Here is a 12,981-nt window from a genome sequence, read left to right as displayed (position 1 = left end):
ACTCCAGCGTGCGGCGCATTTTCAGGGCGCTGGGCAAGTTGGAAGATCCAAAATTCGAATGCGACAGCAGAGCCGCCTTCGGTTTGATGCCAAAGCGCATCATTTCCTCGGCCGCCATGGTGGTGATCTCCGCGAGCTGCTCCGCAGTCGGATCGCAGTTGACGTGCGTATCGAGCAGGAACACCTGGCGCCCCGGAAGCAACAAGCCGTTCATGCAGGCATAGGTGTTGACGCCTTCGCGCTTGCCGATGACCTGATCCAGATAGTCCAGATGATGGGCCGTCGTGCCCCAGGTACCGCAAATCAGCCCGTCCACGTCGCCTTTGTGCAGCAACATGCCGGCGATCAATGTGAGGCGGCGGCGCATTTCGATTTTGGCGATCTGCACCGTCACACCACGGCGTTCCATGAGGCGGTGATAGGTTTGCCAGAAGTCGCGGTAGCGATGATCCTGCTCGACATTGACCACGTCGTAGTCGAGCTCCTCCTTCAGGCGCAGGCCGAATTTTTCGATGCGCTGGGCAATGATGGCGGGTCGGCCAATCAGTGTCGGGCGTGCGAGTCCTTCATCCACCACGATCTGGCAGGCACGCAGCACGCGTTCTTCCTCACCCTCGGCATAGGCCACACGCTTGCGGCTGGCGGCCTTGGCGGCCGCGAAAATCGGTTTCATCACCGTGCCCGAGGCGTAGACAAAGCTTTGCAGCCGTTCGCGGTAAGCGTTCATGTCCTGAATGGGCCGCAGGGCCACGCCGCTGTCGGCCGCCGCCTGTGCGACGGCGGGCGCGATCTTCATCATGAGGCGCGGATCGAAAGGCTTGGGAATCAGGTATTCGGGCCCGAACGCCAGCTTTTCACCCACGTAGGCGGCTGCCACGACTTCACTTTGCTCGGCCTGCGCCAGCTCGGCTATGGCGTGTACAGCCGCGATTTCCATCTCGACGGTGATGGTGGATGCTCCGGCATCCAGTGCGCCGCGGAAGATGTAGGGAAAGCACAGGACGTTGTTGACCTGATTCGGGTAGTCGGTGCGGCCGGTCGCCATGATGGCGTCGTCGCGCACGGTCCGGACGTCCTCCGGCGTGATCTCGGGATTGGGATTGGCCAGCGCCAGGATGATGGGCTTGGCGGCCATTTTGGCGACCATGTCTTTCTTGAGCACGCCGCCGGCGGAAAGGCCCAGGAAGATGTCCGCGCCAGCGATGACGTCGGCAAGCGTGCGTGCATCGGTCTTCTGCGCGAACTGGATCTTGTCTTCGTCCATCAGCTCGGTGCGGCCTTCGTAGACCACGCCAGCCAGATCGGTCACGAACACGTTTTCGCGCTGGATGCCCAGCTTGAGCAACAGGTTCAGGCAAGCCAGGGCGGCCGCGCCCGCGCCGGACGTCACGAGCTTGACTTGCCCCGGACCTTTGCCGACAACCTTGAGCGCATTCAGGACGGCCGCGCCCACGGTGATGGCGGTACCGTGCTGGTCATCATGGAAGACCGGGATCTTCATGCGCTTGCGCAGCTCACGCTCGATATAAAAACAGTCGGGCGCCTTGATGTCTTCAAGGTTGATGGCGCCGAAGGTCGGCTCCAGCGAAGCAATGATGTCGACCAGCTTGGCCGGGTCTTTTTCGTCGATCTCAATGTCGAAAACATCCACGCCGGCGAACTTCTTGAACAGTACGCCCTTGCCTTCCATGACCGGCTTGGAGGCCAGCGGGCCGATGTCGCCCAGCCCCAGCACGGCGGTGCCGTTGGTCACGACAGCCACAAGGTTGCCGCGGCTGGTGTACTTGAAGGCGTTGTTCGGGTCCTTGACGATTTCTTCGCAAGGTGCCGCGACGCCTGGGGAATAAGCCAGGGCCAGGTCGCGCTGGTTGGTCAGCTGTTTGGTCGCTGCGATGGCGATCTTGCCCGGGGTCGGAAACTCGTGGTATTCAAGTGCGGCGCTGCGCAATTCGGCGCGTTTTTCTTCGCGATTGGCTTCAGTGCTATTGGGCGTCGCGGTGGGGGGTGTCGGCATCAGCAAGGTCTCCAGCGGAAACGGTCGGGTCGACCGTCAATTTCTTGTAAGGTCTGCGATTGTAGGCCGTCGGAGGGGAAAACCCTAGTAAGTGAATCTACGCAAAAAGGTGCTTTGCTTTTGACTTTTCAGCACAGAAAGCCGCTTTGCCGCGTAGCTCATTCACGATGGCGGCGCGTAGCCGTTTTTTGAGCGCTTTAAGCGCGAAATAAAAAAAGCCAGGTTGGCGGGCCTGCGCCGCTCAGCGCGCAACACCCAGCAAATGGTCCAGGCGCTCGGGCTGCTCGCGCAACGCCTGGGCCGTTCCGGTGTGGACCACCATGCCGCGGTCCAGCACCACGGCGCTGTCGGAAATCGCCAGAATGGCCTGCGGGTGCTGCTCCACGATGATGGCGCTCAGGCCCTCTTCGCGCGTGATGCGGCGTATGGCGCGCAGCAGCTCCTCCACGATGATGGGCGCCAGGCCCTCCAGCGGTTCGTCGAGCAGCAGCAGCTTCGGGTTGAGTACCAGCGCACGACCCACAGCCAGCATCTGCTGCTCGCCGCCCGACAGCTGCGTGCCCAGGTTGCCCTTTCGCTCGGCCAGGCGCGGGAACATGGCGTACACGCCATCGGGGTTCCATTTGCCCGGGCGCGCCACCGCCGTCAGGTTCTCGTGCACCGTCAGCGACTTGAAGATATTGCGCTCCTGCGGCACCCAGCCTATGCCGGCCGCCGCGCGTTCGTGCGAGGGCAAATGGTGCAACGCGACCATGGATGCGCCCGCCCCGAACGAGATGGCGCCGCCGTGCTGCCGCGTCGCGCCTGCCAGTGTGTTGATCAGCGTGGTTTTGCCGGTGCCGTTGCGGCCCAGCAGCGCGAGCGTCTGTCCCTCGCCCAGCGTGAACGACACCTCGTGCAGCACCACCGCCTCACCGTAGCCGGCGCGCAGTTTGTCGACCTTGAGCAGTTCAGCCATGAGCCACCTCTTCGCCATGGCCCAGATAGACCGCCTTGACCTGAGGGTCGGCCGCGATCTCCTCAGGCGTGCCTTCGGTCAGCAGCGTGCCGTTGACCAGTACCGTCATGGTGGTGGCGAAGCTGAACACCAGGTCCATGTCGTGCTCGATCAGCAGTACCGACACGTCAGCGGGCAGTGCGGCCACGGTCTGCAGCAGTTCTTCGCGCTCGCCGGCCGGCACACCGGCCACGGGTTCGTCGAGCAGCAGCACGCGCGGCTCGCAGGCCAGCGCCACGGCGATTTCCAGCAGGCGGCGCTTCCCGTAGGCCAGCATGCGGGTCGGCTGGTCCATCACTCCGGTCAGGTGAAACTGCTCCAGCAACTGTTCGCAGCGCTCGGCCACGCGCTGGTTGCGCCCCAGCGCCTGCCACCATTTCGCGCCGAGCCCCGCTTGCTGCGATACGGTCAGTGCCAGCGTTTCCAGCGGCGTGAGCGAATCGAAGAGCTGGTTGATCTGGAAGGTGCGCACCATCCCGCGCTTGACGCGCTGGTGCGGCGCCAGCCGCGTAATGTCTTCGCCATCGAGGAAGATGCGGCCTTCGGTCGGCTGCAGAACGCCCGTCAGCAGGTTGACCAGCGTGGTCTTGCCCGCACCGTTCGGCCCTATCAGCGCATGGCGCGCGCCGCGACGCAGGTTCAGGCTCACGTTGTTGGTGGCGGCAATGCCACCGAAGCGCATCACCAGCCCTTGCGCGGACAGTACCGCGTCGCTGTGCGGCGCCGCGCTCATGGCTGGCCTCCGCGCTTAGGCAGCCATGCCCAGGGCCGGACCAGGCGCTCGCGCCCCACCAGCACCAGCACCACCAGGAAGAGGCCTATCCAGAAGGTCCAGTACTGCGGCGTGATGGACGACAGCGCGTCCTGCATCAGCTTGAACACAATCGCCCCGGCCACACCCCCGTACAGCCAGCCCGCACCGCCAACCACCAGGATCAGCAGCACATCGGCCGAACGATGAAACTCAAACAAATCCAGCGAGGCAAAGCCGGTGGTTTGCGTCATCAACGCTCCCGCGGCGCCCGCGACGCCGGCCGCCACCGTATAGACCACCGCCAGCCGTGAAGCGACTGGAATGCCGATGGCCATGGCGCGCAGGCGGTTGTCGCGTATCGCCTTGAGTGTCGCGCCCAGCGGCGAATGCACGAGGCGACGCATCAGCACAAACAAAATGAGCAGCACGGCCAGCGAGTAATAGGCGGCGGTGCGGCCCGACAGGTCAAACTCGAAGCGGCCCAGCAGCGGGCCCATGACCACGCCCTGCAGGCCATCGGCGCCACCGGTCAGCCAGTCAAGTTTGTTGGCCAGCTCCAGCAGGATAAGCGCCACGCCCAGTGTCACCATGAGCCGTGTCAGGTCGCTGCCGCGCTGGATGGTGAGTGAACACACAGCACCCAGCAGCGTGGCGGTGGCGATGCCCACCGCCAGGCCCACCAGCGGGTCCGGCATCACCAGCTTGGCGAACAGCGCCGCCGCATAGCCGCCTATGCCGAAGAAGGCTGCATGGCCCAGCGAGACGATGCCGGTGTAACCCAGCACCAGATCCAGCGACACCGCGAACAGCGCGACGATGGCGATCTCATTGATGATGGACGCGTGGCTGGGCATCACCACCGGCGCGGCGAAGGCGGCGAGCCAGAGCACCGGTTCCCAGAGCTTCCAGCGGCTGTTTTTGAGCAGGGACGTTTGAGTGTTCATTTATCTGCCACCCTTGCGCACAAAGAGGCCCTGCGGCCGCCAGATCAGGATCGCGATCATCAGGCTGTAAACGATGAAGGCCCCCAGCTTGGGGATGTAGTACTTGCCCGCCACATCGGCAATGCCCAGCAGCAGCGCGGCCAGCAGCGGCCCAGTGATCGACGTGGTGCCGCCCACGGCCACCACGATCAGGAAGTAAATCATGAACTTGAGCGGAAAGCTCGGGTCCAGCCCCAGCACTTCGGCGCCCAGCGCGCCGCCCAGGCCGGCCAGTCCCGAGCCGACGGCGAAGGTCGAAAGGAACACCAGGTTGACGTTGATGCCCAGGCCGGCCGCCACGCRCTGGTCGTCCACCGAGGCACGCAAGCGGCTGCCGAAGCGTGTGCGAGTCAGCACGAATTGCAGGCCCAGCGTGAGCGCGGCGCACACCGCAATGATGAACAGCCGGTAGTGGCCCATGCCCAGCATCCAGGCGCCGCTGCCAATCTCGGTGCGGCCCTTGAGCCATTGGGGCAGCTGCACGATCTGCTGCGTCGAGCCGACGAAGTAGTCCACGCTGGCCACCGCCATGAACACCAGGCCGATCGAAAACAGCACCTGGTCCAGATGCGGCTTGTTGTACAGCGGCCGGTACAGCGTGCGCTCCAGTACAGCGCCCAGCAGCGCCGAGCCGGCGAAGGCCAGAGGCAAGCACAGCAAAAAAGGCACGCCGAAGTGCTGCATCAGCAACACGGTGATGTAGCCGCCGGCCATCGCGAAAGCACCATGCGCGAGGTTGATGAAATTCATCAGGCCCATGGTCACCGCCAGTCCCACCGCCAGAATGAACAGCAGCATGCCGTAAGCGATACCGTCGAAAAGAATCGTGAGCATTTATCTTCGCAAGGAACGGCGCGGAACCGGCTTTGCCGGGCCGCAGAGGTTGCCCCCAGCAGGGGGGGAGGCGCCGCGAAGCGGCGCTTCGGGGGGTTACTTGTTCTTCCCTGGGTCCTTGACGTCCTTGATCACGTCAAACTCCACGTTGTAGAGTTGCCCGTCCTTCTTCTCGACCTTGCGCAGATAGACGTCCTGCACGATGTCGCGCGTCTGTGCGTCGATGAAGATCTTGCCGCGCGGGCTTTCAAAGAGCTGGCCCTTCATGGCTTCGAGCAGCGCGTCGCCGCCACCCTGGCCCTTGCTGGTTTTGAGCGCCTCGTAAATTACCCGCATGCCGTCATAGCCACCCACGGCCATGAAGTTGGGGCGCAGGCCCTTGTTGGCTTTGGCAAACGCTTCCACGAATTTTTTGTTCATGGCCGAGGGGTGCGCCGCCGAATAGTGGTGGGAGGTCACCACGCCGATCGCGCCGWCACCCATGTCGTTGAGCTGGTCGTCGTCCGTCACGTCGCCGGTGGCGATCAGCCGGATGCCGGCCTTGTCCAGGCCGCGTTCGAGAAACTGCTTCATTACCGCGGCGCCCGCGCCCGAGGGCACAAAGACGAAGAGCGCATCGGGCTTGTTGTCTCGCACCTTTTGCAGGAAGGGCGCGAAGTCGGGATTGCGCAGCGGCACGCGTAGCGCGTCGGTCACCTGGCCGCCGTTGAAGGTCAGGCGGTCCTTGAAGAATTTTTCGGCATCAATGCCGGGGCCGTAATCGGACACCAGCGTGACCACCGTCTTGATGCCGTTCTTGGGCGCCCAGTCAGCCAGCGCGACCGAAACCTGCGGCAAGGTGAAGCTGCTGCGCACGATGTAGGGGGAGGCCTGCGTGATGCTGGATGTTGCCGCGGCCATCACCACCATGGGTGTCTTGGACTGCGTCGCAATGGGCGCGGTGGCCAGGGCCGAGGGCGTGATGCCAAAGCCTGCCAGCACGTTGACCTTGTCGTTGACCACCAGCTCCTGCGCCAGGCGGCGTGTGGTGTCCGGCAGCGAGGTGTCGTCCTTCACGATCAGCTGGATTTTCTTGCCCGCCACGCTGTCGCCGTTCTGCGCCATGTAAAGCCGTACGGCCGCCTCGATCTGCCGGCCCGTGGTGGCCTGCTGGCCCGTCATCGGCAGGATCAGGCCGATCTTGAAGGTGTTGTCCTGGGCCAGTGCCGGGGCGGCGGCAAGTGCCGCGGCCGACAGCGCGGCGGCGGTGAGGAAGGTACGTTTTTTCATGCTTGTCTCCTGGGTGGTTTTCAGTTCTTGCTGCTGCGTCAAACGCGGCGGAGTTCAGGTTGCCGGCATCGGGTTGCAAACCGGTGCGAGTCTAGTATGAGTGCGGTATCAGCACAAATGTTCGATATGTGAACACATCGGCCATGACCTCCATGCCCTCCATGGCTTCATTGTGTGGGTTGCCGCTCACGGGGTCACTGCTGGTTCGCGGTCGATTGTGCGATCATCGCGCGCATGACCCGGTGATCGCACACAAGTTGTCCCCTCACGCGTCGGGCCGGTAGGAAGAATCCAGCGTCACCGAACCGACCACGCGCGAGACACAGGCGCACAAGCGCGTGTTTTGCTGTTTCTCGTGCTCGCTCAGAAAGACGTCGCGGTGGTCGATCTCGCCGTCCACCGCCAGCACGTCCAGCGTGCACAGGCCGCATTCGCCGCGCTTGCAGTCGGACACCGCTTCCACGCCCGCCTGCTCCAGCGCGTCCAGCAGGCTGCAACCGGCCGGCACGGTGATGTCCAGCGCGTGGCGCGGAATCAGCACCCGGAAAGCCTGCGGCGCATACCGCCCGCTGTTGCCGAAGGTCTCGTAACGCAGGTCAGTCGCTGGCCGGCCCGAGGCCTCCCAGGCATGGCGCGCGGCGTCCAGCATGGGCACCGGGCCGCAGACGTACATTTGCGCGCCCGCCGGCAGCGCCGCTATCTCGCCGGCAAAGTCGATGCGCGCGTCGACGGCCACATGAAGCCGTTCGCCCAGGCAAGCCCGCAGTGTTTCGCCGTAAGCCAGTTCAGATTCACTGCGCGTGCCATACAGCATGCGCAGCGGCCGGCCCGACTGCGCACAGCGGGCGGCCAGCACTTCGGCCATGCCGACCAGCGGCGTGATACCTATGCCGCCGGCCACCAGCAGGTAGGCTGGCGCGTTGAAGTCCAGCGGGAAATGGTTGCGTGGGCCGCTCACCTGCAGCCGGTCGCCGGCGGCCAGCTGCCACATCGCGCGCGAACCGCCGCGGCCGTCGTCCAGCCGCTTCACGGCGATGCGATACGTTTGCGCATCGGTCTCGCCAACCAGCGAGTAAGAGCGCAGCTGCGGCTTGCCGTCCACCAGCAGCTGCACCTGCAGGTGGCTGCCGGGTTCGTGGCGCTGCACGGTGGCTGCGTCACCCGTGGGCCGGATGCGAAACTCGCGCACGGTGGGCGTGAGGTCCTCAAAAGATTCAATGACCGCATCGGTCCAGCTGGAGGTGGCTTTCATTCAGTTTTCCGTGATCTCTTCAATTCGAGGGTCGCCGTGGAACCGGCTTTGCCGGGCCACTGGTGGCGCCCCCTGGGGGGAGGCGGCCGCAGGCCGCTTCGGGGGGAACGTCATTTCTTTCTAATTAGACGCACGCCAGGCATCTGGTCCAGGTTGTGGCTGGCCACGGCAGCGCGCAGGTTGCGCTGGGCCAGGCGTGAGTGCTCGCGCATGATCGCTTCGGCGCGCGAGCCTTCGCGCTGCTCAATGGCGTCGAGCACCTGGCGGTGCTGGTCTTGCGCCACGACCAGCATGTCGCGCGCGCCCGGGGAATTGGCCTGCACCACCACGAAACCCGAAGGCGACGCAAAGGGCAGGCTGAACACGCGTTCGAGTTCCTTGGCAATCACGCTGCTGCCAGCCATTTCACCCAGCAGTTCATGAAACCGTTCGTTCAGCGCGACGTAGGAAGAGAAAGCCTCATCGTCCAGCGCAGGCTGGCTGAGCACCGCATCAATCTTGCCCAGGCATTCGCGGGCTTCGTTCAGCACCACGGTGGGTGCGCCTCGCTCGGCGGCCAGCCGCGCCGACAGTCCTTCAATGGTGCCGCGCAGTTCGATCGCTTCGGACACATCGCGTTCGGAAAACGTGCGCACGGCGTAGCCCCCATTGGGCAGCGACTCCAGCAGGCCTTCCTGCTCCAGCCGCATCAATGCCGCGCGGATCGGTGTGCGCGAGAAGCCGAGCTTTTCAACGATGGACAGCTCGGCAATGCGCGCGCCGCCGGGCAACTCGCCGGCCAGGATCATCTCGCGAAGCTGAAGCTGCGCCCGCACCTGGGCACTTTCAAGGCTGTTTTGGCCTGTACCCCTGTCAGAATCTGCGCCGGCAGCTACTGAATTGATAGCATTGATTGTGGTTCGCATAAAAATGACCCCGCCTCAGGCCGCCAGMCGGATAGCGATGACAGGCGCTGGTGGTTTTTCTTTCGCGATCAGTCCGTCTATCAGGCGGCGTGCCCACATCGAGCCGGCATCGATGTTGAGGTTGTAGAACTGGTGGTCCGGGTGTTCGTCGATGGCGATTTGCTGGGCCTCCAGCACATGTTCGTCCTCGCGGAAGATGCCGGCCACGCCCTCGCGCAGCTGGTGCGTCAGGCGCTGCTCACCCAGGCAGTAGTTGCGTGCGAAAGCCCAGAAATAGTGGCAGCTGCCGTCTGTTTCTGGCGTCACCGTGTTCAGCACAAAACCATTGACGCCCTTGCTGCGGTCGCCCGGCTGGCCGTCCTTGGGTGGCGCGCCTGATCCGGCTTCGGCTACGCCGACGTCGATGTTCACAGTGCAGGGCGCTTCGAATTTGATGATCTGCCAGCGATCCACCTTGCCCCTGTAGCCGCGCGCATGCTCGATCTGCCCGGCCCAGAACGGCGGTGCGTCGATTTTTTCCATCCAGCGCGTGACGGTGGCCGTGCGGTCGCCGTGCGTGGCTACAAAGGGCGCCTCGGCCACGGCGCGCTGGCCGATGCTGGAGCCGTGCACAAAGGTTTCGTGGGTCAGGTCCATCAGGTTGTCGACGACCAGGCGGTAGTCGCACTTCACCGTGATCAGCTTGCCGTCGCCGGCCCAGTCTGCGTCGTCGTTCCAGTGCATGTCGGGCACCAGCGCCGGGTCGGCCTTGGCCGGGTCGCCGGGCCAGATCCAGACAAAGCGGTGCTTTTCCACCACCGGAAACGCGCGCACGCAGGCCGAGGGGTTCAGCGTTTCCTGGCTGGGCATGTGGGTGCAGCGGCCTTGGGCGTTATAGACCAGGCCGTGGTAACCGCAGGTCACCTCGTCGCCGTTCAGCGTGCCCATGGACAGCGGCAGCAGCCGGTGCCAGCAGGCGTCTTCCAGTACGGCGACCTGGCCGTCGGTGCGGCGGAACATCACCACCTTCTGTTTGCAGATCGTGCGCGCCAGCAGCGTGCGGCCCACCTCTACGTCATAAGCGGCGGCATACCAAGCGTTCAGGGGGAAAGTCGATTTCTGGGCATTCATGGATACTTAATGTATACATAAATTGCCAAAATGCCAAGAAAAATAGAGAAATTCAGGGAAAATACGGAGTTTCTGTATTCAATGAGGGGTGATTTTGCTGGAATACCATGGGGGTTTGTGCCTGCAACCGATGGAGACTTTCCCATGACCGCCAAGCTACCCGCCCGTTATGACCATGTCGGCAGCTTTCTGCGCCCGCAGTACCTGCTGGAAGCCCGCGAGCAAAAAGCCAAGGGCCAGATCACGCCCGAACAACTGCGCAAGGTCGAAGACCAGGCCATCACCGAAATCGTGAAGTTCCAGGAAGACGTGGGCCTCAAAAGCATTACCGACGGCGAATTCCGCCGCACTTATTTCCACATCGACTTCCTGGAGCAGATCGGCGGCGTGAAGACCGACATCCCGGTCACCATCCAGCGGCCCGACGGCAGCATGGAACTGGCGCCGCCGGTGATGCGCGTGATTGACAAGGTGCGCCACGTCAAGGACATCCAGCTCGCCGACTTCCAGTACCTGAAAAGCCAGGTCAGTGCKGGCAACACGCCCAAGGTCACCATTCCCTCGCCCACGATGCTGCACTTTCGCGGCGGCCGCGCCGGCATCAGCAAGGAGGCTTATCCCGAACTCGATCCGGCTTTCTACGACGACGTGGCAAAAGCCTATGGCGACGAGTTGCGCAGCCTGGCCGCGGCCGGTTGCACTTATGTGCAGATGGACGACACCAACCTGGCCTACCTGTGCGACGAGAAAATGCGTGAGGCGGCGCGCCAGCGCGGCGACGACCCCAATGAGCTGCCGCACCGCTACGCCAAATTCATCAACAAGGTGGTCGCGCAAAAGCCCGCCGGCATGACGCTGGCCATGCATCTGTGCCGCGGCAACTTCAAGAGCACCCACGCCGCGGCCGGCAACTACGAGCCGGTGGCCGAGGCGCTGCTCAAGGAGATGGACCTGGACGCCTATTTCCTCGAGTACGACGACAGCCGCAGCGGCGATTTCAAGCCCCTGCGCTACCTGCCCAAGGGCAAGACCGTGGTGCTGGGCCTGGTCACCACCAAGTTCGGTGAAATGGAAAGCAAGGACGACCTGAAACGCCGCATTGAAGACGCTGCGAAATACGCACCGCTGGAGCAGCTCGCGCTGTCACCGCAATGCGGCTTCAGCAGCACAGTGCACGGCAACAACATCGCCGTGGAAGCGCAACGCAACAAGCTGCGCCTGGTGGTCGAAACCGCACGCGAGGTATGGGGCACAGCCTGATCTGACCCCCGGGACTGGCGCATGTCGTCCTCCCCTTCTCTTTTCTTTAGCGAGGGGGAGTCCCAACGGACCCCCAGCCCCGGCCTTTTCGAGGCCGCTCAACCGGGCTGCGGCGCTGACTTTTTCGGCTGTGCACTCCCGTCGCAGCCGTCCACGAGGCAAGCCGTTCAACGGGTCGGATGGACCGGTTCCATTAATTGCGCTTGGTTGATCATCAAAATGACTCGTCATCCCTGCTGAGCGTGCGCAAGCAGCTCTCAAAAAGATAGCAATCATGGGCCTGAGCCTGCTGCCCGCAGGCTTTTGGCCCAACCCTCGCCAGTACTGGCGCTGCCGGCCGGCACAGATCCATGAGTGCCGCCCCCTTCTTTGCCTCCTCTTCTCTCTTCTTATTCCTATTGACCGGCGCTTCTTCATGCGGCCGACGGCCACTTCTGTCTGCCTGCCGGTGGGAATAATGCTCCAACATTTACTTACATTTAACCAAGAACATTGAGCGTGCCCGTTTATTTTCTCAAAATCCTAAAATAATCGTGTAAAAACAAACACTTACAGCGAAAATAAAAGGTTCTTTAGCGGAAAATATTGGACAGCGTAAGGGTAAAGCGCTACAACCAATAAAACATTTTGTTTCATTTGTACACCGAAAGGGTCGCTCCTTGCGCAGTTCAGTCTTTCTGGCATCCAGGCTTTTTGCCTGGGGGGTTCTGGGCGCATGCATCGCCCTGAACGTCCCTGCGCTGGCGCAGGCCCGCGTGGACGTGCGGCCCGATGCCGGTACGCTGCTGGAGCCGCAAGGTTCGTTACCGCTGCTACCCCCGCGTAGCGGCCCACTACCTGAACTGACACCACCCCGGGTTGCGGAGCCAGCGGCGGGAACGGCGCGCATCACGCCAGCGGCGTTCAGTTTTTCCGGCAACAGCGTTTTCTCCAGTGAAGCACTTGCGGCTTTGCTGTCGAGCCGGCTCCACCGGTCCACGGATCTGGCTGGCCTCACAGACGCCGCCAATGCCGTCAGCGCGCTCTACCGGCAGAACGGCTATCTGCTCACGCAGGCGTACCTGCCCGAGCAGGCGTTTCCCGCAGAAGGCGGGACTGTCGCCATCACCATCATCGAAGCGCGGGTCGGCCGCGTCACTGTGCGTGTCGACGGCGCTGGTATCTCAAAGACGTTCGCGGAAGAACTGGTGGGCGGCCAGCTGCGGTCCGGTGACGCCGTTACCGAATACGCACTCGACAAGCCGGTGTTGCTGTTGCGCGACCTGGCGGGGTACGACGCCGGCGCTACGGTCGAGCCTGGAGATCGCCTGGGCCTGGCGGATGTCCTGATCACCGTGCAGGGCAAAGGGCCGCGCGCCGACGGCTCGGTCAGCGTAGACAACCATGGTGCGCGCGCCGCTGGTGCCGCGCGTGTCACGTTAAGTGCCAATCTCAACAACCTGCTGGGGCGCGGTGACGTGCTGGCCTTGAGCACCCAGCAAAGCGACCAGGCTGGTTCGACCTTATACCGTGCCGGCTACACCGTGCCGGTCGGCGCTTACGGCACAAGGGTGGGGGTCAGCGCGGTGCGCCTGGATTACGCGCTGGGCAAGCAGTTCGAGCC

At 63.4% G+C, this 12,981-nt stretch carries 11 protein-coding genes; 2 read left to right on the top strand and 9 right to left on the bottom strand.

What is annotated here, in order from left to right; genetic code table 11:
* From AC1D1P_RS04660 to AC1D1P_RS04620, 9 genes are all read right to left on the bottom strand, one after another.
* On the bottom strand, positions 1 to 2,014 hold a 2,014-nt coding region (locus AC1D1P_RS04660), incomplete at its 3' end, for an NADP-dependent malic enzyme (RefSeq protein ID WP_477672226.1).
* Positions 2,015 to 2,255: 241 nt separating this feature from the next.
* The gene (locus AC1D1P_RS04655; protein WP_477670468.1) at positions 2,256 to 2,972 is read right to left on the bottom strand and encodes an ABC transporter ATP-binding protein; all 717 of its coding nucleotides are present in this window, start codon (positions 2,970 to 2,972) and stop codon (positions 2,256 to 2,258) included.
* The gene (locus AC1D1P_RS04650) at positions 2,965 to 3,744 is read right to left on the bottom strand and encodes an ABC transporter ATP-binding protein (RefSeq protein WP_477670469.1); all 780 of its coding nucleotides are present in this window, start codon (positions 3,742 to 3,744) and stop codon (positions 2,965 to 2,967) included. Before AC1D1P_RS04650 ends, AC1D1P_RS04655 begins: the two co-directional genes overlap by 8 nt.
* Complete coding sequence (locus AC1D1P_RS04645) at positions 3,741 to 4,709, bottom strand: branched-chain amino acid ABC transporter permease (protein WP_477670470.1); 969 nt, start codon at positions 4,707 to 4,709, stop codon at positions 3,741 to 3,743. Before AC1D1P_RS04645 ends, AC1D1P_RS04650 begins: the two co-directional genes overlap by 4 nt.
* Positions 4,710 to 5,582 (bottom strand): branched-chain amino acid ABC transporter permease, encoded by an 873-nt coding sequence (locus AC1D1P_RS04640; RefSeq protein WP_477672225.1) that lies wholly within the window; start codon positions 5,580 to 5,582, stop codon positions 4,710 to 4,712. It abuts the gene before it with no gap.
* 96 nt (positions 5,583 to 5,678) lie between these two features.
* Positions 5,679 to 6,851, bottom strand: coding sequence for an ABC transporter substrate-binding protein (locus AC1D1P_RS04635; RefSeq protein ID WP_477672224.1), 1,173 nt, complete (start codon positions 6,849 to 6,851; stop codon positions 5,679 to 5,681).
* 265 nt (positions 6,852 to 7,116) lie between these two features.
* Positions 7,117 to 8,103, bottom strand: coding sequence for a PDR/VanB family oxidoreductase (locus tag AC1D1P_RS04630; RefSeq protein WP_477670472.1), 987 nt, complete (start codon positions 8,101 to 8,103; stop codon positions 7,117 to 7,119).
* Between the two features lie 110 nt (positions 8,104 to 8,213).
* Positions 8,214 to 8,918 (bottom strand): GntR family transcriptional regulator, encoded by a 705-nt coding sequence (locus tag AC1D1P_RS04625; protein WP_457281942.1) that lies wholly within the window; start codon positions 8,916 to 8,918, stop codon positions 8,214 to 8,216.
* 105 nt (positions 8,919 to 9,023) lie between these two features.
* Complete coding sequence (locus AC1D1P_RS04620) at positions 9,024 to 10,118, bottom strand: aromatic ring-hydroxylating dioxygenase subunit alpha (protein ID WP_477670474.1); 1,095 nt, start codon at positions 10,116 to 10,118, stop codon at positions 9,024 to 9,026.
* Positions 10,119 to 10,262: 144 nt separating this feature from the next.
* Between AC1D1P_RS04620 and AC1D1P_RS04615 the strand changes: the two genes are divergently transcribed.
* A complete protein-coding gene (locus AC1D1P_RS04615; RefSeq protein ID WP_457281944.1) occupies positions 10,263 to 11,378 on the top strand; it encodes a 5-methyltetrahydropteroyltriglutamate--homocysteine S-methyltransferase in 1,116 nt (371 codons plus the stop codon).
* A gap of 659 nt (positions 11,379 to 12,037) precedes the next feature.
* Positions 12,038 to 12,981 (top strand): POTRA domain-containing protein (locus AC1D1P_RS04610; protein WP_477672223.1); only part of this gene is annotated, 944 nt, incomplete at its 3' end.

This window comes from Polaromonas sp. P1_E1_2, from assembly GCF_056406035.1.
Note: the sequence above shows the minus strand (reverse complement) of the source record. Positions and strands in the feature narration are given on the sequence as shown.

Bases quoted from the DNA above. Each gene is read 5' to 3' on its own strand.
- AC1D1P_RS04655 (WP_477670468.1), bottom strand. From the start codon at position 2,972: ATGGCTGAACTGCTCAAGGTCGACAAACTGCGCGCCGGCTACGGTGAG.
- AC1D1P_RS04650 (WP_477670469.1), bottom strand. From the start codon at position 3,744: ATGAGCGCGGCGCCGCACAGCGACGCGGTACTGTCCGCGCAAGGGCTG.
- AC1D1P_RS04645 (WP_477670470.1), bottom strand. From the start codon at position 4,709: ATGAACACTCAAACGTCCCTGCTCAAAAACAGCCGCTGGAAGCTCTGG.
- AC1D1P_RS04630 (WP_477670472.1), bottom strand. From the start codon at position 8,103: ATGAAAGCCACCTCCAGCTGGACCGATGCGGTCATTGAATCTTTTGAG.